The organism is Streptomyces sp. NPDC001100, assembly GCF_053598575.1.
Window position 1 is genome coordinate 285,138 of sequence record NZ_JBSFKO010000005.1, and the last position, 23,709, is coordinate 308,846.

20 protein-coding genes are annotated in these 23,709 nt (G+C 69.6%); 12 read left to right on the top strand and 8 right to left on the bottom strand.

Going from position 1 to position 23,709, the window contains the following annotated elements; all coding sequences use genetic code 11:
- The first annotated feature begins 173 nt into the window (after positions 1-173).
- From ACWDEW_RS09585 to pgi, 8 genes are all read left to right on the top strand, one after another.
- The gene (locus ACWDEW_RS09585) at positions 174-3,131 is read left to right on the top strand and encodes a M14 family zinc carboxypeptidase (protein ID WP_450511178.1); all 2,958 of its coding nucleotides are present in this window, start codon (positions 174-176) and stop codon (positions 3,129-3,131) included.
- A 189-nt stretch (positions 3,132-3,320) separates the two neighbouring features.
- Complete coding sequence (gene gap, locus ACWDEW_RS09590; RefSeq protein WP_450511180.1) at positions 3,321-4,331, top strand: type I glyceraldehyde-3-phosphate dehydrogenase; 1,011 nt, start codon at positions 3,321-3,323, stop codon at positions 4,329-4,331.
- 159 nt (positions 4,332-4,490) lie between these two features.
- Positions 4,491-5,702, top strand: coding sequence for a phosphoglycerate kinase (locus tag ACWDEW_RS09595; protein WP_450511182.1), 1,212 nt, complete (start codon positions 4,491-4,493; stop codon positions 5,700-5,702).
- A gap of 6 nt (positions 5,703-5,708) precedes the next feature.
- A complete protein-coding gene (gene tpiA / locus ACWDEW_RS09600) occupies positions 5,709-6,485 on the top strand; it encodes a triose-phosphate isomerase (protein WP_450511183.1) in 777 nt (258 codons plus the stop codon).
- A gap of 104 nt (positions 6,486-6,589) precedes the next feature.
- Complete coding sequence (gene secG / locus ACWDEW_RS09605; RefSeq protein ID WP_403655307.1) at positions 6,590-6,823, top strand: preprotein translocase subunit SecG; 234 nt, start codon at positions 6,590-6,592, stop codon at positions 6,821-6,823.
- A 206-nt stretch (positions 6,824-7,029) separates the two neighbouring features.
- Complete coding sequence (locus ACWDEW_RS09610; protein ID WP_003957010.1) at positions 7,030-7,365, top strand: RNA polymerase-binding protein RbpA; 336 nt, start codon at positions 7,030-7,032, stop codon at positions 7,363-7,365.
- Positions 7,366-7,499: 134 nt separating this feature from the next.
- Positions 7,500-8,768: an MFS transporter gene (locus tag ACWDEW_RS09615; RefSeq protein WP_450511185.1), complete on the top strand. Its 1,269-nt coding sequence runs from the start codon at positions 7,500-7,502 to the stop codon at positions 8,766-8,768.
- 54 nt (positions 8,769-8,822) lie between these two features.
- On the top strand, positions 8,823-10,475 hold the full coding sequence (pgi, locus tag ACWDEW_RS09620) for a glucose-6-phosphate isomerase (protein ID WP_450511187.1): 1,653 nt from the start codon (positions 8,823-8,825) through the stop codon (positions 10,473-10,475).
- A gap of 72 nt (positions 10,476-10,547) precedes the next feature.
- Here pgi and pgl read toward each other — a convergent pair whose 3' ends face one another.
- The 5 genes from pgl to tkt are packed head-to-tail and all read right to left on the bottom strand — an operon-like array spanning position 10,548 to position 17,235.
- Positions 10,548-11,330, bottom strand: coding sequence for a 6-phosphogluconolactonase (gene pgl, locus ACWDEW_RS09625; protein WP_450511189.1), 783 nt, complete (start codon positions 11,328-11,330; stop codon positions 10,548-10,550).
- Between the two features lie 6 nt (positions 11,331-11,336).
- Positions 11,337-12,470 (bottom strand): glucose-6-phosphate dehydrogenase assembly protein OpcA, encoded by a 1,134-nt coding sequence (opcA, locus tag ACWDEW_RS09630; RefSeq protein WP_450511191.1) that lies wholly within the window; start codon positions 12,468-12,470, stop codon positions 11,337-11,339.
- Complete coding sequence (gene zwf / locus ACWDEW_RS09635; RefSeq protein ID WP_450511192.1) at positions 12,467-13,990, bottom strand: glucose-6-phosphate dehydrogenase; 1,524 nt, start codon at positions 13,988-13,990, stop codon at positions 12,467-12,469. Before zwf ends, opcA begins: the two co-directional genes overlap by 4 nt.
- Before the next feature lie 4 nt (positions 13,991-13,994).
- Positions 13,995-15,113, bottom strand: coding sequence for a transaldolase (gene tal, locus ACWDEW_RS09640; protein ID WP_427923183.1), 1,119 nt, complete (start codon positions 15,111-15,113; stop codon positions 13,995-13,997).
- 34 nt (positions 15,114-15,147) lie between these two features.
- Complete coding sequence (gene tkt / locus ACWDEW_RS09645; RefSeq protein ID WP_450511194.1) at positions 15,148-17,235, bottom strand: transketolase; 2,088 nt, start codon at positions 17,233-17,235, stop codon at positions 15,148-15,150.
- A 356-nt stretch (positions 17,236-17,591) separates the two neighbouring features.
- Here tkt and ACWDEW_RS09650 point away from each other — a divergent pair, with 356 nt between their 5' ends.
- The 4 genes from ACWDEW_RS09650 (at position 17,592) to ACWDEW_RS09665 (ending at position 20,940) form a co-directional block, all read left to right on the top strand.
- Positions 17,592-18,545, top strand: coding sequence for a heme o synthase (locus ACWDEW_RS09650; protein WP_051105887.1), 954 nt, complete (start codon positions 17,592-17,594; stop codon positions 18,543-18,545).
- 79 nt (positions 18,546-18,624) lie between these two features.
- Positions 18,625-18,957, top strand: a complete 333-nt coding sequence (locus ACWDEW_RS09655) for a hypothetical protein (protein WP_450511196.1) — start codon at positions 18,625-18,627, stop codon at positions 18,955-18,957.
- 105 nt (positions 18,958-19,062) lie between these two features.
- Positions 19,063-20,169, top strand: coding sequence for an amidohydrolase family protein (locus ACWDEW_RS09660; protein ID WP_200712126.1), 1,107 nt, complete (start codon positions 19,063-19,065; stop codon positions 20,167-20,169).
- A gap of 18 nt (positions 20,170-20,187) precedes the next feature.
- Positions 20,188-20,940: a nucleotidyltransferase domain-containing protein gene (locus tag ACWDEW_RS09665; protein WP_450511198.1), complete on the top strand. Its 753-nt coding sequence runs from the start codon at positions 20,188-20,190 to the stop codon at positions 20,938-20,940.
- Between the two features lies 1 nt (position 20,941).
- Here ACWDEW_RS09665 and ACWDEW_RS09670 read toward each other — a convergent pair whose 3' ends face one another.
- The 3 genes from ACWDEW_RS09670 to ACWDEW_RS09680 are packed head-to-tail and all read right to left on the bottom strand — an operon-like array spanning position 20,942 to position 23,695.
- Positions 20,942-21,952 (bottom strand): COX15/CtaA family protein, encoded by a 1,011-nt coding sequence (locus ACWDEW_RS09670; RefSeq protein ID WP_450511199.1) that lies wholly within the window; start codon positions 21,950-21,952, stop codon positions 20,942-20,944.
- A 46-nt stretch (positions 21,953-21,998) separates the two neighbouring features.
- Positions 21,999-22,715 (bottom strand): ABC transporter permease, encoded by a 717-nt coding sequence (locus ACWDEW_RS09675; RefSeq protein WP_450511397.1) that lies wholly within the window; start codon positions 22,713-22,715, stop codon positions 21,999-22,001.
- A 56-nt stretch (positions 22,716-22,771) separates the two neighbouring features.
- Positions 22,772-23,695, bottom strand: coding sequence for an ABC transporter ATP-binding protein (locus tag ACWDEW_RS09680; protein WP_450511201.1), 924 nt, complete (start codon positions 23,693-23,695; stop codon positions 22,772-22,774).
- Between the last annotated feature and the right edge of the window lie 14 nt (positions 23,696-23,709).

The following is a 23,709-nucleotide window of genomic DNA, read 5'->3' on the forward strand; positions in this document are numbered from 1 at the left end:
CCGCCTCCAGGTCCCGCCGACCGCGCGGCGCCGGTTCAACACGCCGGTACGGATGCCTTCTTGGATCCCCACCCGGCGTTTGACCGTCCCGAGGCGCCCCCTTGACTCGATCATGAAGTGTCATGAGCCTGGCAAATGTTCGCTGCTGTGGCGAACAGTCGCAAGGGGGGTTCATGAGACACAGAGCGAGATCGATCCTCGCTGTCGGCGCGCTCCTGATGGCCGGGGCGAGCATCGCGCCCATCGCCCAGGCGCAGGGCGGGAGTTCCGCGAAGGCCGACCCCGACGAGGTCAAGGTCTTCCACGCCGACGTCACCCAGAAGCAGATACCCCTGCTCCTGAAGGCCGGACAGGACGCGCACGAACTCGGTGACAACCAGTTCTCGGCCGCCGGCAAGACCTCCGTCGAGGTCTACCTCACCGACCAGCAGGCCCAGAAGCTGGAGAAGCAGGGCGTCGACCTCACCGAGCACACCCTCTCGGCGAAGGCCGAGACCCGCGTCGAGGACGCGGCACAGGGCGTGTTCCGGCCGTACAGCGGAAGCGGCGGTCTGAAGGAGGAGATCGTGAAGACCGGGCAGGCCAACCCCGGTCTCACCAAGGTCGAGTCCATCGGCAAGACGATCAACGGCCAGGACATCCTCGCGCTCAAACTGACCAAGAACGCGAAGAAGACCAAGGACGGCTCCAAGCCCTCGGTGCTGTACGTGTCCAACCAGCACGCGCGCGAGTGGATCACGCCGGAAATGACCCGCCGGCTGATGCACTACTACCTGGACAACTACAAGACCGACAAGCGCATCAAGAAGATCGTCGACTCCACGGAACTGTGGTTCGTGCTCTCCGCCAACCCGGACGGCTACGACTACACCTTCAAGGACTCCGGCACCCGCCTGTGGCGCAAGAACCTGCGGGACGTCAACGGCGACGGTGTCATCTCCACCGGCGACGGCGTCGACCTCAACCGCAACTTCGCCTACAAGTGGGGCTACGACGACGAGGGTTCGTCCCCGAACCCGACGAGCGAGACCTACCGCGGCACGGCCCCCGCCTCCGAGCCCGAGACGCAGGCGCTCGACAACTTCGAGAAGCGGATCGGCTTCACCTACGGCATCAACTACCACTCCGCCGCCGAACTCCTCCTCTACGGAGTCGGCTGGCAGGTCGCGACACCGACCCCGGACGACGTGCTCTACAAGGCGCTCGCGGGTACGCCCGACAACCCGGCGATCCCCGGCTACCACTCACAGGTCTCCTCGGAGCTGTACACGACCAACGGCGAGGCGGACGGCCACGCGTCGAACGTCAACGGCATGTCGATGTTCACCCCCGAGATGTCGACCTGCCAGACCGCGTCGAACATCGACCCCAGCGACGCCTGGAACGCGGCCGACTGCCAGTCCGTCTTCAACTTCCCCGACGACGAGAAGCTGATCCAGGACGAGTTCGCGAAGAACATCCCCTTCGCGCTCTCCGTCGCCGAGACGGCCGTCCACCCCGACCGGCCGAAGTCGTCCGTCGGCCTCAGCGCCGCCGACTTCACCCCGGCCACCTTCGCCACGTCGTACGCGCGCGGCACCGACCAGGAGGTCTCCGTCGTCGTACGGAAGTCCGTGCGCGACAAGGAGCTCAAGTACCGCGTCAACGGCGGCCGTACGCAGGACACGGCGCTCAAGGCGTGGAAGGGCGGCCAGACCTACGGCGGGGACGACAACCTGTACTTCGACGAGTACCGGGCCAAGGTCAAGAACGGTGACCCGGGCGACAAGGTCGAGGTGTGGTTCACCGGCAAGACGAAGGCCGGGAAACCCACCTCCAGCGCCCACTTCACCTACACGGTCGCCCAACGGCCCGCCGCCGACACCCTGGTGGTCGCCGAGGAGGGCGCTGCCGCCACCCAGACGCAGGCCTACGTGGACGCGCTGAAGGCGAACGGCCGTAAGACCGTCGTCTGGGACGTCGCCACCCAGGGCGCGCCCGACGCGCTCGCCGTGCTCGACCACTTCAAGACGGTCGTCCACTACTCGGGCCCGGCCGGACCGGGCAACGACACCCAGCTCCAGCTGCGCGCCTTCCTCAACGAGGGCGGCAAGCTGATCGAGGCCGGCGAACAGGCCGGCGGCTCCGTCGCCCTCGCCGACGGCATCCCCTCGAACGACTTCAGCCAGTACTACCTGGGCGCCTACTCGCGTACGTCCACCCCCGGGGCCACCGGCTTCACCGGCTCCGGCAAGCTCGACGGCTTCACCGGAGCGCTCAGCGGCGCGCCCGGCAACCCGCTGGACCGGGCGGGCACCTACAGCGTCACCTCCGACTCGCTGTCGCCCGCCAAGTACCCGCAGTTCGCTAGCGCGGGGGCGGGCAAGTTCGCCGGGACCCTCAACCCGTACGGGCCCTACGCGGGCTCCTACATGGCAGCCGCCGTCCACACCGACGACGCCTACAAGCGCCTCACCCGCACCATCGACCTCACCGGGGTGACCGCGGCCGACAAGCCCACGCTCCGCAGCGAGCTGCTGTGGGACACCGAGCCCGGCTACGACCACGCCGTGGTCGAGATCCACACCACCGGGGCCGACGACTGGACCACGCTCCCGGAGGTCGGCGGCGCCACCAGCACCGCCGTACCGACGGAGTGCGAGGCCGGCTTCCTGGTCGCCGAGCATCCCTGGCTCAAGCACTACCTCACGGTCGCGAGCAGCGGCTGCACCGCGACCGGCACCACCGGCTCGTGGAACAGCTTCACCGGCGCCTCCAACGGCTGGCAGCAGGTCGGCTTCGACCTGAGCGCCTACGCGGGCAAGTCCGTGGAGGTCTCGCTCAGCTACATCACCGACCCGGGCACCGGCGGCCACGGCGTCCTCGCCGACGACACCGCGCTCGTCGTCGGCGGCACGGCGACGCAGACCGAGGGCTTCGAGACCTCCCTCGGCGCCTGGACCGTGTCCGGCCCGCCCGCCGGCAGCCCCGCGGTCCTGAACGACTGGACCCGCACCGGAGCCCTCTTCCAGACGTACGGCGCGGTCACCACCGACCGGACCGTACTGCTGGGCTTCGGTCTGGAGCAGGTCACCTCGGCGGCCGACCGTGCCACCTTGCTCAAGAAGGCACTGGCGGCTCTGAAGAGCTGACTCGGTATGACGATGTCATGAACATCCAGGGCGGTCCGTACCCCTACTGGCGGGTACGGACCGCCCTGCGGTGTATGGGGCATCTCGATGTCACCACGGAGGGCTCAGGGAGGTAGGGTCGTAGGCGGTCGGGGACATCCCATACAACTCGCCGGCACTGAGCCGGCGTACCAACGAGGAGATCGGTTCGTGACGATCCGCGTAGGCATCAACGGCTTTGGCCGCATCGGTCGTAACTACTTCCGCGCGCTGCTGGAGCAGGGTGCTGACATCGAGATCGTGGCTGTCAACGACCTGGGTGACACCGCGACCACCGCTCACCTTCTGAAGTACGACACCATCCTGGGCCGCCTCAAGGCCGAGGTGTCGCACACCGCCGACACGATCACCGTCGACGGACACACCATCAAGGTGCTGTCCGAGCGCAACCCCGCGGACATCCCGTGGGGCGAGCTGGGCGTCGACATCGTCATCGAGTCGACCGGTATCTTCACGAAGAAGGCCGACGCCGAGAAGCACATCGCCGGCGGCGCCAAGAAGGTCCTCATCTCGGCTCCGGCCAAGGACGAGGACATCACCATCGTGATGGGCGTCAACCAGGACAAGTACGACGCGGCCCAGCACCACGTCATCTCGAACGCCTCCTGCACCACCAACTGTGTGGCGCCGATGGCCAAGGTCCTCGACGAGAACTTCGGCATCGTCAAGGGCCTGATGACGACGGTCCACGCGTACACCAACGACCAGCGCATCCTGGACTTCCCGCACTCGGACCTGCGTCGCGCGCGTGCCGCCGCCGAGAACATCATCCCGACCACCACCGGTGCCGCCAAGGCCACCGCCCTGGTCCTCCCGCAGCTCAAGGGCAAGCTCGACGGCATCGCGATGCGCGTCCCGGTCCCGACCGGCTCCGCCACCGACCTCGTCGTCACGCTGGCCCGCGAGGTCACCAAGGACGAGGTCAACGCCGCGTTCAAGAAGGCCTCCGAGGACGGCGACCTCAAGGGCTACCTGGCGTACACCGAGGACCCGATCGTCTCCTCGGACATCGTCAGCGACCCGGCGTCCTGCACCTTCGACTCCTCCCTGACCATGGTCCAGGAGGGCACCACGGTGAAGATCCTCGGCTGGTACGACAACGAGTGGGGCTACTCCAACCGCCTCGTCGACCTCACGGTCTTCGTCGGCGGCCAGCTCTAGTTCCCAGAGCAGGCAACTCGATGTGAGCCAGGGCTCGGGCAGCGCACGCCGCGCTGTCCGAGCCCTGTACTGCGTGGTGATCGATCGGCTACTACGTAGTGATCGATCAGCCCTCTCGGATCCGAAGAGCCTGAAGAGTCTTCCCAAGGAGCCCTTTTCATGAAGACGATCGACGAACTTCTCGCCGAAGGCGTGGACGGCAAGCGGGTCTTCGTCCGCGCCGACCTGAACGTCCCGCTGGCCGACGGCCTCATCACCGACGACGGCCGCATCCGTGCCGTACTGCCCACCGTCAAGGCCCTCGTCGAGGCGGGCGCCAAGGTGATCGTGGCCTCGCACCTGGGCCGCCCCAAGGGCGCCCCGGACCCGGCCTTCTCCCTGCTCCAGCCCGCCGAACGGCTCGCCGAACTCCTCGGCGCGCCCGTCGCGTTCGCCCAGGACACCGTCGGCCCCGCCGCCCACGACGCGGTGCGCGGCCTGGAGCCCGGCCAGGTCGCGGTCATCGAGAACCTGCGCTTCAACGCCGGAGAGACCTCCAAGGACGACACCGAGCGCGGCGAGTTCGCCGACCAGCTCGCCGCCCTGGCCGACATCTACGTGGGCGACGGTTTCGGCGCCGTGCACCGCAAGCACGCCTCCGTGTACGACCTCCCGGCCCGCCTGCCGCACTACGCGGGCTACCTCATCGCCACCGAGGTCGGCGTCCTGAAGAAGCTCACCGAGGACGTCAAGCGGCCCTACGTCGTCGCCCTCGGCGGCTCCAAGGTCTCCGACAAGCTCGCCGTCATCGACCAGCTCCTCGGCAAGGCCGACCGGCTGCTCATCGGCGGCGGCATGGCCTTCACCTTCCTCAAGGCCAAGGGCTACGAGATCGGCGCCTCCCTGGTCCAGGACGACCAGCTGCCCGCCGTCACCGAGTACGTCGAGCGCGCCGAGAAGAACGGCGTCGAGCTGGTCGTACCGGTCGACGTCGTGGCCGCGACCGCCTTCCCGGACCTGAAGACGAAGGCCCCGTCCCACCCCGTCACCGTCGCCGCGGACGCCATCCCGGCCGACCACATGGGTCTCGACATCGGTCCCGAGACCGCTGCCCTGTACGCCTCGAAGCTCGCCGACGCGGCCACCATCTTCTGGAACGGCCCGATGGGCGTCTTCGAGCACCCCGACTACGCCGAGGGCACCAAGGCGGTCGCCCAGGCCCTCGTCGACTCCCAGGCCTTCACCGTCGTAGGCGGTGGCGACTCCGCCGCCGCCGTCCGCATCCTGGGCTTCGACGAGACGGCATTCGGACACATCTCGACCGGCGGCGGCGCCTCCCTCGAATACCTAGAGGGCAAGACGCTCCCCGGTCTCGCCGCACTGGAGGACTGACCCCTTATGAGCACGCGCACGCCGCTGATGGCGGGCAACTGGAAGATGAACCTCAACCACCTTGAGGCCATCGCCCACGTCCAGAAGCTCGCCTTCGCCCTCGCGGACAAGGACTACGAGGCCGTCGAGGTCGCCGTCCTGCCGCCCTTCACCGACCTGCGCTCCGTGCAGACCTTGGTCGACGGCGACAAGCTCAAGATCAAGTACGGTGCCCAGGACATCTCGGCCCACGACTCCGGCGCCTACACCGGCGAGATCTCCGGAGCGATGCTGGCCAAGCTGAAGTGCACCTACGTGGCCGTCGGCCACTCCGAGCGCCGCCAGTACCACGCCGAGACCGACGACGTCGTCAACACCAAGGTCAAGGCCGCCTACAAGCACGGCCTCACCCCGATCCTGTGCGTCGGCGAGGAACTGGAGATCCGCGAGGCGGGCAGCCATGTCGCCCACACGCTCTCCCAGGTCGAGGGCGGCCTCAAGGACGTCCCGGCCGAGCAGGCCGAGACCGTCGTCATCGCCTACGAGCCCGTCTGGGCCATCGGCACCGGCAAGGTCTGCGGCGCCGACGACGCCCAGGAGGTCTGCCAGGCCATCCGCGGCAAGCTCGCCGAGCTGTACACCCAGGAGCTGGCCGACCAGGTCCGCATCCAGTACGGCGGCTCCGTCAAGTCCGGCAACGTCGCCGAGATCATGGCCAAGCCCGACGTCGACGGCGCCCTGGTCGGCGGCGCCTCGCTGGACGCCGACGAGTTCGTCAAGATCGTGCGCTTCCGCGACCAGTGAGACCGTGAGTAGGCCTTAGCGACGATCCGTCGTACCCTTGCGGGGACATGGCTCCACGGCCGTGTCCCCGTCGTCCGTCCGAATCCGAGGAAGTTGGTCCAGCCGTGGTTTTGGGGTTCTCGATCGCCCTGATCGTCTTCAGCCTGCTGCTGATGCTGCTGGTGCTGATGCACAAGGGGAAGGGCGGCGGTCTCTCCGACATGTTCGGTGGCGGCATGGCGTCGTCCGTCGGTGGTTCTTCGGTCGCCGAGCGCAACCTCGACCGCATCACCGTGGTGCTCGGTCTGCTCTGGTTCGCCTGCATCGTCGTGCTCGGCCTGCTGATGAAGACGAGCTGACCGCACGTTCCTTCGCACATTCCGTACGTAAGGCCCCATGTTCGGTACGCGCAGCTGAGCGCGGCCTATCATGGGGCTTGCGTCTAGGTGTAGGGGCTGTAACTCCAACCACTGGACGCGCGTTGGGCCTTACGTAGACTGAGGCGCTCGCAACGGAGCGAAACGCCGACTCGCTTCGCGGCACCATCACGCAGGGAGTTACGACCGTGGCAAGTGGCAACGCGATCCGTGGAAGCCGGGTCGGGGCGGGGCCGATGGGCGAGGCCGAGCGTGGCGAGTCCGCGCCCCGGCTGCGCATCTCCTTCTGGTGCTCCAACGGGCACGAGACGCAGCCCAGCTTCGCCAGCGACGCGCAGGTCCCCGACACCTGGGACTGCCCCCGCTGCGGCTTTCCCGCCGGACAGGACCGGGACAACCCGCCGGACCCGCCGCGCACCGAGCCCTACAAGACGCACCTCGCGTATGTACGGGAGCGGCGCAGCGACGCGGACGGCGAGGCGATCCTCGCCGAGGCGCTCGCCAAACTGCGGGGAGAAATCTAGGAGTTGAACCGGCCGGACGCCCACAAGGTGTCTGGCCGGAGCTGTTTCGCCAGCCGGTGGCCGCCCCCGCCTCCGGACCGATTGTCAGTGGCACCCTCTACGGTTCGTGCATCGGTGAATCATGAGGGGGAGCAGTGACGACGGTCGAGGTGACGGGCAGTCATGTGCCCGCGTGGCGCGGGGGATTCGGGCGGCTGTGGAGCGCCGCCGTGATCTCCCGGTTCGGGGACGCGCTGCGTACGGCCGCGCTGCCCCTGCTCGCCGTGCGGCTCACCGACGACCCGCTCGTCATCGCCTCCGTCACCGCCTGCGGATACCTCCCCTGGCTGCTCTTCGGACTGCTCGGCGGGGCCGTCGCGGACCGGGTCGACCAGCGGCGCGCGATGTGGGCGGTGGACTCGTTACGGGGGCTGCTCGTCGCCTCCTTCGCGCTCGCCGTCGGACTCGGTCACGCCTCGATCCCACTGGTGCTCGCCCTCGCCTTCTGTCTGACCACGCTCCAGACCCTCTTCGACAACGCGTCCACGGCCCTCCTGCCTTCCCTGGTGGCCCGTGAGGCACTGGGCAGCGCCAACGCCCGGCTGATGACCGGCCAGCAGCTCGCGGGCGGTCTGCTGGCAGGCCCGCTCGTGCCGCTGCTGCTCACGGCCGGGGCCTTCATGCCGTTCGCCGCCGATGCGAGCACCTATCTCCTGGCCGCCGCCCTGGTGGCCTCGCTGCGCACCGCGCCGCCCGAGCGGGAGCCGCGCCCGGCCGGCAGCACCCTCAGGACGGAGATAGGGGAGGGTCTGCGCGCGCTGTGGGGCGACCGGGCCCTGCGCGCGGTCTGCGTGGCCACCCTGCTGTGCAACATCGGCATGGGCGCCCTGATCGCCACGCTCGTCCTGCACGTCACGCGCTGGCTGGACGCGGGCAACGCCGGATACGCGGCGGCGATGACGGCGTACTCGGCCGGCAGCTTCTGCGGCGGCTTCGTCGCCCAGCGGATCGCACGCCGCACCGGCCGGGTCCGGGCGCTGCTGCTGGCCGGGAGCGTCCAGACGGCGTCGCTGCTGCTCATCGGCACCGTCCGCCACCTGGGCGCCCTGGCCGTGGGCATGCTGCTGCTCGGCGCGATGAACATGGTGTGGAACGTCAACCAGGTCACCCTGATGCAACAGCGCAGCCCCGCCGCCATGGTCGGCCGCATCTCCTCCGCGTTCCGCACGTCCTCGACGTCGGGAGCCCCGCTCGGCGCGCTGCTCGGCGGAGTCGTGGCCGGGGCCTTCGGGCTGAACGGGCCCGCCCTGCTCGCGGCGGCCCTCTTCGGGCTAGCCGTCGCCTCGTTGATACCCGCGGTCAAGCCGGACGTACCTGTTGTTGCCCAGCAGGACAACGGGACGACCGCTCGCGCCACGGGCTGATCAACTAGGTTGGAACCGGCCCCCAGGTCGGTAGGAAAGAAGGCTGAAGTCGCCATGAACGCAGACGGCCGTACCAGGCTCAACCAGACGCCCGAGTGGACCGCTCTGGCCAAGCACCGTGAGGAGCTCGACGAGGTCGGGTTGCGGGAGCTGTTCGCCGCCGATCCCGGACGTGGCACCGGCTACACACTCCGGGTCGGTGACCTGCACCTCGACTACTCGAAGCACCTCGTCACCGACGAGACCCTGCGGCTGCTGCACGCGTTGGCCGCCGCCACGGACGTGTTCGGCCTGCGGGACGCGATGTTCCGCGGCGAGAAGATCAACGTGACCGAGGACCGCGCGGTCCTGCACACCGCGCTGCGCGCCCCGCGTGACGCGGTGATCGAGGTCGACGGCGAGAACGTGGTGCCGCAGGTGCACGCGGTCCTCGACAAGATGGCCGGCTTCGCCGACCGGGTCCGCTCCGGCGAGTGGACCGGCCACACCAGCAAGCGCATCAAGAACATCGTCAACATCGGCATCGGCGGCTCCGACCTCGGTCCCGCGATGGCGTACGAGGTGCTGCGGAGCTTCACCGACCGAGGTCTGACGGTCCGCTTCGTGTCGAACGTGGATGGCGCCGACCTCCACGAGGCGACCCGTGACCTCGACCCGGCCGAGACGCTGTTCATCATCGCGTCGAAGACCTTCACCACCATCGAGACGATCACCAACGCGACCTCGGCCCGCGACTGGCTGCTCACCGAGCTGAAGGCTGGTCAGGACGCCGTCGCCAAGCACTTCGTGGCGCTGTCGACGAATGCCGGCAAGGTGAGCGAGTTCGGCATCGACACGGCCAACATGTTCGAGTTCTGGGACTGGGTCGGCGGCCGCTACTCCTACGACTCGGCCATCGGCCTGTCACTGATGATCGCCATCGGCCCGGACCGCTTCCGCGAGATGCTGGACGGTTTCCACCTCGTCGACGAGCACTTCCGCACCGCGCCCGCCGAGTCCAACGTTCCTTTGCTGCTCGGCCTGTTGGGCATCTGGTACGGCAACTTCCACGACGCCCAGTCGCACGCGGTCCTGCCGTACAGCCACTACCTCTCCAAGTTCACCGCCTACTTGCAGCAGCTGGACATGGAGTCCAACGGCAAGTACGTGGGCCGGGACGGCCAGGAGGTCGACTGGCAGACCGGGCCGGTGGTGTGGGGCACGCCCGGCACGAACGGGCAGCACGCCTACTACCAACTCATCCACCAGGGAACGAAGTTGATCCCGGCGGACTTCATCGGCTTCGCCGAGCCGGTGGGTGAGCTGAGTGACGGGCTGAAGGCGCAGCACGACCTGCTGATGGCCAACTTCTTCGCCCAGACCCAGGCCTTGGCGTTCGGCAAGACACCGGACGAGGTGCGCGCCGAGGGGGTCCCCGACGAACTCGTGCCGCACAAGACGTTCAAGGGCAACCACCCCACGACCACCATCCTGGCCCGCGAGCTGACCCCTTCCGTGCTCGGCCAGCTCATCGCGCTCTACGAGCACAAGGTGTTCGTGCAGGGCGCGGTCTGGAACATCGACTCCTTCGACCAGTGGGGCGTCGAGCTGGGCAAGGTCCTCGCCAAGCGCGTGGAGCCCGCCCTCACCGAAGGCGTCGACGTACCGGGCCTGGACGCCTCGACGACGGCCCTGGTCGCCAAGTACCGCGAGCTGCGCGGGCGTTGAGACAGCGAAGAGCCCGTACGACGGACGTGACGTCGTACGGGCTCTTCGGCAGGTCGCCGGTGTTTTCGGGCGTCAGGCCGAAGCCGGCGGATACAGCGCGCGGGGCAGCTGCGAGGCCGCCGCCGCGTCCAGCAGCCACAGGGTGCGGGCGCGGCCCTGGGCACCGGCGGCCGGTGCCTGGATCTCGCCCGCGCCGGACAGCGCGATCGCCGCGGCCTCCGCCTTGTCCGCGCCCGCCGCGAGCAGCCACACCTCACGCGCGGAGCGGATCGCCGGCAGGGTCAGGGTGACCCGGGTCGGCGGCGGCTTGGGCGCTCCGTGCACACCGACCACCGTGCGCTCGGTCTCCCGTACGGCGGGCAGCTCCGGGAAGAGCGACGCCACATGGGTGTCCGGGCCGACGCCCAGCATGAGGACGTCGAAGGTGGGAACGGCGCCGTGGTTCTCGGGACCGGCGGACCGGGCGAGCTCCTCGGCGTAACCGGCCGCCGCTGCGTCCACATCGGTGCCGTAGAGACCGTCCGACGCGGGCATGGCGTGCACGCGCTTCGGGTCCAGCGGCACCGCGTCGAGCAGCGCCTCGCGGGCCTGGGTGACATTGCGCTCCGGGTCGCCCTCGGGCAGGAACCGCTCGTCGCCCCACCACAGGTCGAGGCGGCCCCAGTCGATGGCGTCCCGGGCGGGCTGACCCGCGAGGGCGGCCAGCAGACCGTTGCCGTTGCGGCCACCGGTGAGCACGATCGAGGCGTAGCCGCGCGAGGCCTGCGCGTCCACGATCTTCGTGATCAGCCGGGCCGCGGCGGCCTGGGCCATCAGTTCCTTGTCGCGGTGGACGACGAGTTGGGGAGTGCTCACTGCGGATCAGCCTTCTTGCTTCTTGACCGGGGGCATCTTCGCGGGGGTCGGCCGGTCGGCGTCACCCTCGCCCGCCGAAGCGGAAACCGGTGCCGGAGCCGACTTGGCAGCCGCTGCCGGAGCCGACGCGGGCGCCGCTTCCGGTACCGCGCGCACCGGCAGCGCCGGCACGGGCTGGTCGGCCGCCGCCTCCGCCCGCTCCGCCGCCGACTGGATGCCGCCCAGCCGGTCCACGCCGAACCGTAGCGCTGACGCGTAGGTGTCGTCCGGGTCGAGCCGGCGCAGCTCCTCCGCGAGCAGCTCGGAGGTCTCGCGGCGCTTGAGCGCCACCGCGCGGTCCGGCTGGCCGGGCAGCGCCAGGGTGGCCATCGCCCCGTCCGACCGGTGCAGCGTGATGGGGCCGCCGGTCGTCTCCAGGCGGACCTGGGTCAGACCGGGACCGGCCGAGATCGCCCGCCGGACATGCACGTGGAGGCGGTCGGCGAGCCACATCGCGAGCAGTTCGACACTCGGGTTGGACTCCTCGCCCGCCACCTCGACGGAGACGATCTCCGCGGAGACCTGGTCGAGCGCGGCGGCCAGCATCGAACGCCACGGGGTGATCCGGGCCCAGGCCAGGTCGGTGTCGCCCGGTTCGTAGCTCTCGGCGCGGGACCGCAGCTCCTCGACGGGCTTCTCCGCCGCGTAGCTGTCGGTGACCCGGCGCTGGCTCAGGGCGCCCAGCGGGTCGTTCGCCGGGTCGCGCGGCGCGTCCACCGACCACCAGACGACCACCGGCGCGTCCGGCAGCAGCAGCGGCAGCACCACGGACTGGGCGTGGTCGGAGACCTCGCCGTACAGCCGCAGGACGACCGTCTCGCCGCTGCCCGCGTCCGTGCCCACCCGTACCTCGGCGTCGAGGCGGGACTGGGTGCGGTCCCGGGGCGAGCGCGAGACGCGCTTGATGACGACGAGCGTGCGCGAGGGGTGCTCGCGCGACGCGTCGTTGGCGGCCTTCAGGGCGTCGTAGGCGTTCTCCTCGTCCGTGACGACGACGAGGGTGAGCACCATGCCGACGGCCGGGGTGCCGATGGCGCGGCGGGCCTTCACCAGCCCCTTGTTGATCTTGCTGGCAGTGGTGTCGGTGAGGTCTATCTTCATGGCCGGCGCCAGCTCCGTCCCTCTCGTGCGAGCATTTCGTCGGCCTCGACCGGACCCCAGGTGCCGGACTGGTACTGCGCGGGCTTGCCGTGCTTGTCCCAGTACCGCTCGATCGGGTCGAGGATCTTCCAGGACAGCTCGACCTCCTCGGTGCGCGGGAAGAGGTTCGAGTCGCCCAGAAGGACGTCGAGGATCAGCCGCTCGTACGCCTCGGGGCTCGACTCCGTGAACGACTCGCCGTAGGCGAAGTCCATGGAGACGTCCCGGATCTCCATCGAGGTGCCGGGGACCTTGGAGCCGAAGCGGACCGTGACGCCCTCGTCGGGCTGGACGCGGAAGACGATCGCGTTCTGGCCCAGCTCCTCCGTCGCCGTCTGGTCGAAGGGGGAGTGCGGGGCGCGCTGGAAGACGACCGCGATCTCGGTGACGCGGCGGCCCAGGCGCTTGCCGGTGCGCAGGTAGAAGGGGACGCCCGCCCAGCGGCGGTTGTCGACCTCGACCTTGATGGCGGCGTAGGTATCGGTCTTCGACTGCGGGTCGATGCCGTCTTCCTGGAGGTAGCCGACGGCCTTCTCGCCGCCCTGCCAGCCCTCGGCGTACTGCCCGCGGACCGTGTTCTTGCCCAGGTCCTTCGGCAGCCGTACCGCGCCGAGCACCTTCTCCTTCTCGGCGGCCAGCGCGTCGGCGGAGAAGGAGGAGGGCTCCTCCATCGCGGTCAGCGCCATCAGCTGGAGCAGGTGGTTCTGGATGACGTCACGGGCGGCGCCGATGCCGTCGTAGTAGCCGGCCCGGCCGCCGATGCCGATGTCCTCGGCCATGGTGATCTGCACGTGGTCCACGAAGGACCGGTTCCAGATCGGCTCGAACATCGTGTTGGCGAAGCGGAGCGCCAGGATGTTCTGGACGGTCTCCTTGCCGAGGTAGTGGTCGATACGGAAGACCTGGTCGGCGGCGAACACCTCGTGGACGACCCTGTTGAGGTCCTCGGCCGACTTGAGGTCGTGGCCGAAGGGCTTCTCGATGACCGCGCGGCGCCAGGAATTCTTGTCCTGGTCGGCGAGACCGTGCTTCTTCAGCTGCTGGATGACGACCGGGAAGGAGCGCGGCGGCACCGACAGATAGAAGGCGAAGTTGCCGCCCGTGCCCTGCGCCTTGTCCAGCTCGTCGATCGTGTCGCGCAGCCGCTCGAACGCGTCGTCGTCGTCGAAGGTGCCCTGGACGAAGCGCATCCCCTGGACGAGCTGCTGCCAGACCTCCTCACGGAACGGCGTACGGGAGTGCTCCTTGACCGCGTCGTGGACCTCCTGCGCGAAGTCCTCGTGGGCCCACTCACGCCGGGCGAAGCCGACGAGCGAGAAACCCGGCGGCAGCAGACCACGGTTGGCGAGGTCGTACACGGCGGGCATCAGCTTTTTGCGTGACAAATCGCCTGTGACGCCGAAGATGACCAGGCCCGACGGCCCCGCGATTCGCGGGAGCCGTCGGTCGGCGGGGTCACGCAGCGGGTTGCTGCTCGACAAGGTTTCAGCCCTCCGAGGGGGCGAGGCGCGAAAGCTCCGCCTCGGTCGACTTGAGCAGGTCGGTCCAGGCCGCCTCGAACTTCTCGACGCCCTCGTCCTCCAGCAGCTGCACCACCTCGTCGTACGAGATCCCGAGCGCCTCTACGGCGTCGAGCTCGGCACGCGACTGCTCGTACGTGCCGGCGATGGTGTTGCCGGTGATCTGACCGTGGTCCTCGGTGGCCTCAAGAGTGGCCTCCGGCATGGTGTTCACCGTGTTCGGCGCCACCAGGTCGTCCACGTACAGGGTGTCCTTGTACGCCTTGTCCTTGACACCGGTCGAGGCCCACAGCGGACGCTGCTTGTTGGCCTGCGCCTTGTCCAGGGCCAGCCAGCGGTCGGAGGAGAAGACCTCCTCGTACGCCTGGTAGGCGAGCCGCGCGTTGGCGAGACCGGCCTTGCCGCGGGCCGCCTTGGCCGCGTCGGTGCCCAGCGCGTCGATCCGCTTGTCGATCTCGGTGTCCACGCGGGACACGAAGAAGGACGCCACCGAGTGGATCTTGGAGAGGTCCAGGCCGCGCTCCTTGGCCTTCTCCAGGCCGGTGATGAACGCGTCCATGACCTCGCGGTAGCGCTCCAGCGAGAAGATCAGCGTGACGTTGACGCTGATGCCGAGGCCGATGGTCTCGGCGATCGCCGGGAGGCCCGCCCTGGTCGCCGGGATCTTGATCAGGGTGTTGGGACGGTCCACCAGCCAGGCCAGCTGCTTGGCCTCGGCGATGGTCGCCGCCGTGTTGTGGGCAAGCCGCGGGTCGACCTCGATCGACACCCGGCCGTCCTGGCCGCCGCTCGCGTCGAAGACCGGGCGCAGGATGTCGGCGGCGTCACGGACGTCCGCCGTGGTGATCATGCGGATGGCTTCCTCGACGGTGACCTTGCGGGCGGCGAGGTCGGTGAGCTGCTGCTCGTAGCCGTCGCCCGACGAGATGGCCTTCTGGAAGATCGACGGGTTGGTGGTGACGCCCACGACGTGCTGCTGGTCGATCAGTTCGGCGAGGTTGCCGGACGTGATCCGCTTGCGCGACAGGTCGTCCAGCCAGATCGCGACGCCTTCCTCGGAGAGGCGCTTGAGTGCGTCTGTCATGGAAAATGCATCTCCTACGTGTCGTTTGTCAGCGTCAGCTCTGGGCGGCGGCGAGGGATTCCCGGGCCTTGGCGGCCACGTTCTCGGCAGTGAAGCCGAACTCCTGGAAGAGCACCTTGCCGTCGGCGGAAGCCCCGAAGTGCTCCAGGGAAACGATGCGGCCGGCGTCCCCGACGAACCGGTACCAGGTCAGACCGATCCCGGCCTCGACCGCGACCCGCGCCTTGACCGACGGCGGCAGCACGCTGTCCCGGTACTCCTTGTCCTGCGCGTCGAACCACTCCACACAGGGCATGGACACGACCCGGGTCGGAACCCCGGAGGCCTCCAGCTGCTCGCGCGCCTCGACGGCCAGGTGGACCTCGGAACCGGTGCCGATGAGGATCACCTCGGGCGTACCCGTGGACGCCTCGAACAGGACGTAACCGCCCTTGGCGGTGCCCTCGTTGGGCTCGTACGTCGGCACACCCTGGCGCGTCAGCGCGAAGCCGTGCGGGGCGCCCTCGCCGTAGACCTTGGTGTAGCGGCGCAGGACCTCGCGCCAGGCGATCGCGGTCTCGTTGGCGTCGGCCGGGCGGATCACGTTCAGACCCGGGATGGCGCGCAGCGAGGCCAGGTGCTCGACCGGCTGGTGCGTCGGGCCGTCCTCGCCGAGGCCGATGGAGTCGTGCGTCCACACGTACGTCACCGGCACGTGCATCAGCGCGGAGAGACGGACCGCGTTGCGCATGTAGTCGGAGAAGACGAGGAACGTACCGCCGTAGACACGGGTGTTGCCGTGCAGCGTGATGCCGTTCATCTCCGCGGCCATGGAGTGCTCGCGGATACCGAAGTGGATCGTGCGGCCGTACGGGTTCGCCTCCGGCAGCGGGTTGTCCGCCGGGAGGAACGACGAGGTCTTGTCGATCGTCGTGTTGTTGGAACCCGCGAGGTCTGCGGAACCGCCCCACAGCTCGGGGATGACCGCGCCGAGCGCCTGGAGCACCTTGCCGGACGCGGCACGGGTGGCGACACCCTTGCCCGCCTCGAACACCGGAATGGCGTCCTCCCAGCCGGCCGGCAGCTCGCCCGCGGCGATGCGGTCGTACTCGGCGGCGCGCTCCGGGTTGTTGGCCCGCCACTCCTGGTACGACGGCTCCCACGCGGCCTTCGCCTCGCGGCCCCGCTCCAGCGCCTGACGGGTGTGCTTGAGGACGTCGTCGGAGACGTCGAAGGACTTCTCCGGGTCGAAGCCGAGAACGCGCTTGGTGGCCGCGACCTCGTCGGCGCCGAGCGCCGAGCCGTGCGCGGCCTCGGTGTTCTGCGCGTTCGGCGCGGGCCAGGCGATGATCGAGCGCATCGCGATGAACGACGGCTTGTTCGTCACTTTCTTCGCGGCCTCGATGGCGTTGTAGATGGCGTGCGGGTCCAGGTCGCCGTCCGGCTTCGGGGCGACGCGCTGGACGTGCCAGCCGTAGGCCTCGTAGCGCTTGACGGTGTCCTCGGAGACCGCGGTCTCGGTGTCGCCCTCGATGGAGATGTGGTTGTCGTCCCACAGGAGGATCAGGTTGCCGAGCTCCTGGTGGCCGGCGAGAGATGAGGCCTCCCCGGAGATGCCCTCCTGGAGACAGCCGTCACCGGCGATCGCGAAGATGTAGTGGTCGAAGGGGGACTCGCCCTGCGGGGCGTCCGGGTCGAACAGACCGCGCTCGTAGCGGGCGGCCATGGCCATGCCCACGGCGTTGGCGACACCCTGGCCCAGCGGGCCGGTCGTCGTCTCCACTCCGGTGGTGTGGCCGTACTCGGGGTGACCCGGGGTCTTCGAGCCCCAGGTGCGGAACGCTTCCAGATCGGCCAGCTCCAGGCCGAAACCGGCCAGATAGAGCTGTGTGTAGAGGGTCAGGGACGAGTGGCCGGCGGACAGCACGAACCGGTCGCGCCCCACCCAGTCGGCGTCGGCGGGGTCGTGCCGCATCACCTTCTGGAAGAGGGTGTAGGCGGCGGGCGCGAGGCTCATGGCCGTACCGGGATGGCCGTTACCGACCTTCTGTACGGCATCGGCGGCCAGGACGCGGGCGGTGTCCACGGCCCGCTGGTCCAACTCGGTCCACTCGAGGTCTGTGGTGGTCGGCTTGGTGCTCACCCTGAGTCAGGGCTCCTCTCCACATGTCACGCATGTCGGATGCCGGTGCACTTGGCGCCCACCGGCCGTTGTCGAGCCTACCCCCGTAAGAACGTGCATTTTTTCGAGTCATTCCAGACTGCCGGGACTCTCGCGGATCCGCCTCCCGACTGGCCCGTTTCGTATTCGGCAACTGAATACGGAGGTGCTCGTTCGAGTGCTCAACAGAGTGCTGATCAGCTCTTCCGGGGGTGGTGCCCAACACGACCCCACCCCCGCGAATGTCCGGGTCTGGGCAACGTCTACAGTGGCGTGGTACGCGCGAGCCTTTACGGGGAGTTCACACCCGGAGGCTTGCTGGGATGTCTCTGTCAGGGGTGTGCGTGACGGCCGTTGAATCCCGTCCAGCGGGGATTGTCGGGGCGAGTCAGAGCCCGAGCCGGCGGCCGATCGGGGCCCGGGTCATGGCGTTCGTGGCGCTGACCAAGCCGCGGATCATCGAGCTGTTGCTGATCACCACCGTTCCGGTGATGTTCCTGGCCCAGCAGGGTGTGCCGGACCTCAAGCTGGTCCTCCTCACCTGTCTCGGCGGCTATCTCTCCGCCGGTGGCGCGAACGCGCTCAACATGTACATCGACCGCGACATCGACGCGCTCATGGACCGCACCTCGCAGCGGCCCCTCGTCACCGGGATGGTCAGCCCCCGCGAGTGCCTCGCCTTCGGCATCACCCTCGCCGTCGTCTCGACGCTCCTCTTCGGCCTGACCGTCAACTGGCTGTCCGCGTGGCTCGCGCTCGGAGCGCTCCTCTTCTACGTCGTCGTCTACACGATGATCCTCAAACGACGTACCTCGCAGAACATCGTGTGGGGCGGAATCGCCGGCTGCCTCCCGGTCCTCATCGGCTGGTCGGCGGTCAAGGACTCCATGTCCTGGGCCCCGATCATTCTCTTCCTCGTCATGTTCTTCTGGACGCCGCCGCACTACTGGCCGCTCTCCATGAAGGTCAAGGACGACTACGCGCGCGTGGGCGTGCCGATGCTCCCGGTCGTCGCCTCCAACAAGGTGGTCGCCCGGCAGATCGTGATCTACAGCTGGGTCATGGTCGCCGTCTCCCTCCTCCTCACGCCCCTCGGCTACACCGGCTGGTTCTACACCCTGGTCGCGCTGCTGGCCGGAGGCTTCTGGCTGTGGGAGGCGCACGGCCTCCAGAACCGCGCCAAGGCGGAGGTGACGGGCGGCAAGCTCAAGGAGATGCGCCTGTTCCACTGGTCGATCACCTATGTGTCGATCCTCTTCGTGGCGATCGCGGTGGACCCCTTCCTGCGATAGGGACTGGGCTGGGGCCTGAGGCGGGAGTCACTCCCCCCGCCCGTCGCCGTTCGACCTACCCGTCGGTAGCATCCTGGCCATGGCAGACACGCAGCAGGTTGACGCGAAGGCCGAGCGCCAGGTGGCCCGCCTCGCCAAGCAGATCGGCACCTTCTCCAAGGCGCACGGCGGGGCCGAGGGCCAGGTCGCGTACATCGGGGAACGCGGCGCCCGGATCGTCCTCGTCGGCGAGGACGGCGGCTGGGGCGACCTGGTCGCCACGACCTACGAGATCGCCCAGCAGGCCGTCGAGAAGTCCGGCATCACCGTCCACGAGGCCTTCGACGGCGAGTTCGCGGCGAAGGTGACGACGGGGCGGTACGAGTGGAGCCGCATGGCGGGCATCCAGGTCGGCGGTCCGAGCAACGGCTGACGACTGGGCGCACCCTCACACGGGGTGCGTACGAGCAACACCTCACCCCCGGTTCACCCGTTAGGCCCCGTACAAGCGACGCAGTCACCGCCACGGGGAGCCCGGATGATCGAAACGCCGTCCCTCGTGGACCAGTACTGCCACGGCGTACTGAGAACGGAGTTGGGCCTCGGCACCTTCGAGGCCCAACTCGCCCGCACCGAGGGCCCACCCGCCCCCGGCACCACCCTCTTCGACACCCAGACCGGCTTCGCCGTACGGCGCTGGTGCCCGCCCCTGCTCGGCCTGGAGCCGCACTGTCCGCCCGCCCGCTATCTCGCCCGGCGCCGCGAACTCGGCGTACTGGAAGCGGGCCGCAGGCTGCTGCGCGGCAGCGGCATCACGACGTATCTGATCGACACGGGCCTGCCCGGCGACCTCACCGGCCCCGCCGAGATGGCGACGGCCGGTCAGGCGGACGCGCGGGAGATCGTCCGCCTCGAACTCCTCGCCGAACAGGTCGCCGACACCTCCGGCACCGTCGAGTCCTTCCTCGCCAACCTCGCCGAGTCGGTGCACGGCGCCGCGGCCGGCGCGGTGGCCTTCACCTCCGTGGCGGGCGTACGGCACGGTCTCGCGCTCGCGCCCGAACCCCCCGGCCCGGGCGAGGTCCGGGGCGCGGCGGGCCGCTGGCTTGCCGGACGGCGGGTCGGCGGAGCGCTGAGCGATCCCGTGCTCCTACGACACCTGCTGTGGATCGCCGTGGCGTCCGGGCTGCCCCTCCAACTCCACGCGGGCCTCGGCGAACCGGGCCTGCGGATCGACCGCACCGACCCCGTCCTGCTCACCGACTTCGTGCGCGCGACGGCCGGACTCGGCACCGACCTGGTGCTGCTGCACAGCTATCCCTACCACCGGCACGCGGCCCACCTCGCGGGCGTCTTCCCGCACGTCTACGCCGACTCCGGCGCCGCCCTCGTCCGCACCGGCGCACGCGCCGCGACCGTGCTCGCCGAGATCCTGGAGCTGGCCCCCTTCGGCAAGATCCTGTTCTCCAGCGGGGCCCACGGGCTGCCCGAACTGCACGTCGTGGGCGCCCGGTTGTTCCGCGAGGCGCTCGGGCGGGTGCTCGGCAACTGGGTCGCCGAGGGGGCCTGGTCACTGGCCGACGCGCAGCGGGTCGCGGGACTGATCGCGGTCGGCAACGCGAAACGGGTGTACGGGCTGGAGTGAGCTGTACAGACTGGGCCAATGCCGACCGACGCGTTGCTCGACCGCTTCCTGAACGAACTGGCGCCTATGAAGCCCGTCGCCGTGTGGGCCCACGGTTCGCTCGCCGGGGGCGACTACCAGGAGGGGCGCAGCGACCTGGACCTGATAGCCATCCTGGACCATCCCCTCAAGCCGAGCACCGCCCGCCGACTCGTCTCCCTGCACCGGGGGTTGCGCACCGACCCCCTCGCCACCCACCTGCACTGCAGCTACCTAGCCCCCGGCACCCAGGACGCCCCGAACCAGCGCCACCTGACCTGGGCCCACGACCACGTCACCCGCCGCCCGGTCACGCCCGTCACCCGGCGTGAACTGCACGAGTTCGGGCGGGTGTTGCAGGGCGGATCACCGAAGCAGTTGCTGCCGGCGGTGACGGACCAGGAACTGGCCGAGTTCGTCGTACGCGACCAGCGGGAGTACTGGCGCCCGGCCGTGGACAAGCCGCTGCTCTGGCTCCAGGACATCTGGGTCGACGTGGGCCTCACCACCTTCGCCCGCGCGACCGTCACCCGACGGGAGGGCCGGCTCATCACCAAGCGCGAGGCCCTCGACGTACTGCCCGGCCTCGGGGCCCCGGCGGAGGTCGTGGAGGACGTCGTGCGGCGGCGTTACGACGATCCGGCACCGCCCTCGTCCCGCTCCGGAGAGGGCGACTGGCCCGACCGCCGGGCGAAGCTGACGCGGGCCTATCTCGGCCCGGCGATCGACGAGTTGGTCACCCGCTACGGGTGACTCACGCGCGCGTGGGCAGCGTCTGCTCCACCGACGGTCCCGGCAGGTCCGCCACGACCGCCGGCCGCTCGCGCAGCGACAGCAGCACCCGCAGCACCCCGATCCACACCAGGCAGGAGCCGAGCATGTGGACGGCGACCAGGGCCTCGGGGAGGTTCGTGAAGTACTGGACGTAACCGACGACGCCCTGGGAGAGCAGGATCAGGAACAGCTCGCGGGTGCGGTCCAGGGGCCCCTTGGGGGCGTCGACCGCCTTGAGGACGAACCACAGGGCGAACGTCAGCGTGACCACGATCCAGGCGAGCACCGCGTGCAGCTTGGCGACCGTCTCCCAGTCGATCGGGATCCGCTCGACCTCCTTGGAGTCACCCGCGTGCGGGCCCGCGCCGGTCACCACCGTCCCGACCGCGATCAGCAGCACGGAGGCGGTGACCAGGAACCACACCAGCTGCTGCACGGCCTTGCCGACCAGCGCCTCGGGCTCGCCGTCGCCCTCCCGGCTGCGCTGCCACATCAGCGTGGCGACCGCGATCAGCGCCGAGGAGAGCAGGAAGTGGGCCGCGACCGTGTACGGGTTGAGGCCTACCAGCACCACGATCCCGCCGAGAACCGCGTTGCTCATCACGATCCAGAACTGCGCCCAGCCCAGCCGGGTGAGGGCGCGGCGGTACGGCTTCTCCGAGCGCGCGGCGATGATCGCCCAGCCGACGGCGGCACACAGCACGTACGTCAGCATCCGGTTGCCGAACTCGATGGCACCGTGGAAGCCCATCGCGCTCGTCGTGGTCAGCGAGTCGTCCGTGCACTTGGGCCAGGTCGGGCAGCCGAGCCCCGACCCCGTCAGCCGCACGGCACCGCCGGTGACCACGATGACCACCGACATCACGAGCGCGGCGAGAGCCGCCCGCTGAACCGTCCGGGGATCCGGGGTCCAGCGCGCGGCGATGAAGGCGAGGGGGTTGCGCACGGCGGCTACGGCGTCGGCGTGGGTCAGGTTGGGCACGGGGTCCATCGTAGGGGGGTGCTTGTGCACGCTTTCACGAGGGTCCGGCACCGGCCTACTCCCAGCGGAAGAACGCCCCCGCCGCCGCCAGCCCCACAACCGCCCAGACCCCCAGGATCCCCAGGTCCCCCCACGGCATTCCGGCCCCGTGCTGCAGCACGTCCCGCAATCCGTCCGACAGAGCGGAGATGGGCAGCAGGCCGAGCACGTCCTGCACCCCCGCCGGGTACTTGTCCATCGGCACGATCACCCCGCCGCCGACCAGCAGCAGCAGGAACACCAGGTTCGCCGCGGCCAGCGTCGCCTCCGCCTTCAGCGTGCCCGCCATCAGGAGGCCGAGGCCCGAGAAGGCCGCCGTGCCCAGGATCAGGAGCAGGAACACCGCGAACGGGTTGCCGTGCGGGGACCAGCCCAGCGCGAACGCGATCGCCGTCAGCAGGATGATCTGGAGGATCTCCGTGACCAGGACCGACGCCGTCTTCGCGGTCATCAGGCCCCAGCGGGGGAGCGGGGAGGACGCGAGGCGCTTCAGGACGCCGTAGCGGCGCTCGAAGCCCGTCGCGATGGCCTGGCCGGTGAACGCCGTCGACATGACGGCGAGGGCCAGGATGCCGGGGGTGAGGAAGTCGACGGACTTGCCCTTGCCGGTGTCGACGATGTCCACCGAGCTGAAGAGGACCAGCAGGAGGGTCGGGATGACCACCGTGAGGAGGAGTTGCTCGCCGTTCCGTAGGAGCATCTTCGTTTCGAGGGCCGCCTGGGCCGCGATCATGCGGGGGAGGGAGGCCGCTCCCGGTGCCGGGGTGTAGGTCCCAGGGGCAGTCGTCGTCACGAGCGCAGCTCCTTGCCGGTGAGCTCAAGAAACACGTCTTCCAGGGTGTGCCGTTCGACCGAGATCTTCTCCGGCATCACCCCGTGCTGCGCGCACCACGAGGTGACCGTGGCGAGCAGCTGCGGGTCGACCTTGCCGCCGACGCGGTAGGAGCCCGGGGTCAGTTCGGCGGCCGTGGAGTCGGCCGGGAGGGCCTTCAGCAGGGAGCCGACGTCGAGGCCGGGGCGGCCGGTGAAGCGGAGGGTGTTCTCGGCCCCGCCACGGCACAGCTCCTCGGGGGAGCCGTGTGCGATGACCTTGCCGGCGTCGATGATCGCGACGTCGTCGGCGAGCTGCTCGGCCTCGTCCATGTGGTGGGTCGTGAGGATGACGGAGACGCCGTCCGCGCGGAGGTCGCGGACGAGGTCCCAGGTCGCGCGGCGGGCCTGCGGGTCGAGGCCCGCGGTCGGCTCGTCCAGGAAGACCAGTTCGGGGCGGCCCACGACGGCCATCGCGAGCGCGAGGCGCTGCTGCTGGCCGCCGGACAGCCGCCGGTACGTCGTGCGGCCGCAACTGCCGAGCCCCAGGCGCTCGATGAGCGCGTCCACGTCCAGCGGGTGCGCGTGCAGCTTGGCCACATGGCGGAGCATCTCGTCGGCGCGGGCGCCCGAGTAGACGCCGCCGGACTGGAGCATCACACCGATTCTGGGGCGCAGCGCGGCGGACTCGCGGACCGGGTCGAGGCCCAGGACGCGCACCGTGCCGGAGTCCGGCTTCCGGTACCCCTCGCAGCTCTCGACCGTGGTCGTCTTGCCCGCCCCGTTGGGGCCCAGCACCGCGGTGACACCCGCTTCGGCCACCAGGTCGAGGCCGTTCACCGCGGTCTTCGTGCCGTACCGCTTCACCAGGGCCTGGACCTGGAGCACGGGCTCGCTTCGCATGGGCCCGAGTCTAG

Excerpts from the sequence above, each read along its gene's own strand:
- ACWDEW_RS09585 (WP_450511178.1), top strand. The coding sequence starts at position 174 with ATGAGACACAGAGCGAGATCGATCCTCGCTGTCGGCGCGCTCCTGATG.
- ACWDEW_RS09595 (WP_450511182.1), top strand. The coding sequence starts at position 4,491 with ATGAAGACGATCGACGAACTTCTCGCCGAAGGCGTGGACGGCAAGCGG.
- tpiA (WP_450511183.1), top strand. The coding sequence starts at position 5,709 with ATGAGCACGCGCACGCCGCTGATGGCGGGCAACTGGAAGATGAACCTC.
- pgi (WP_450511187.1), top strand. The coding sequence starts at position 8,823 with ATGAACGCAGACGGCCGTACCAGGCTCAACCAGACGCCCGAGTGGACC.
- opcA (WP_450511191.1), bottom strand. The coding sequence starts at position 12,470 with ATGAAGATAGACCTCACCGACACCACTGCCAGCAAGATCAACAAGGGG.
- tal (WP_427923183.1), bottom strand. The coding sequence starts at position 15,113 with ATGACAGACGCACTCAAGCGCCTCTCCGAGGAAGGCGTCGCGATCTGG.
- ACWDEW_RS09655 (WP_450511196.1), top strand. The coding sequence starts at position 18,625 with ATGGCAGACACGCAGCAGGTTGACGCGAAGGCCGAGCGCCAGGTGGCC.
- ACWDEW_RS09660 (WP_200712126.1), top strand. The coding sequence starts at position 19,063 with ATGATCGAAACGCCGTCCCTCGTGGACCAGTACTGCCACGGCGTACTG.
- ACWDEW_RS09665 (WP_450511198.1), top strand. The coding sequence starts at position 20,188 with ATGCCGACCGACGCGTTGCTCGACCGCTTCCTGAACGAACTGGCGCCT.
- ACWDEW_RS09670 (WP_450511199.1), bottom strand. The coding sequence starts at position 21,952 with ATGGACCCCGTGCCCAACCTGACCCACGCCGACGCCGTAGCCGCCGTG.
- ACWDEW_RS09675 (WP_450511397.1), bottom strand. The coding sequence starts at position 22,715 with ATGATCGCGGCCCAGGCGGCCCTCGAAACGAAGATGCTCCTACGGAAC.
- ACWDEW_RS09680 (WP_450511201.1), bottom strand. The coding sequence starts at position 23,695 with ATGCGAAGCGAGCCCGTGCTCCAGGTCCAGGCCCTGGTGAAGCGGTAC.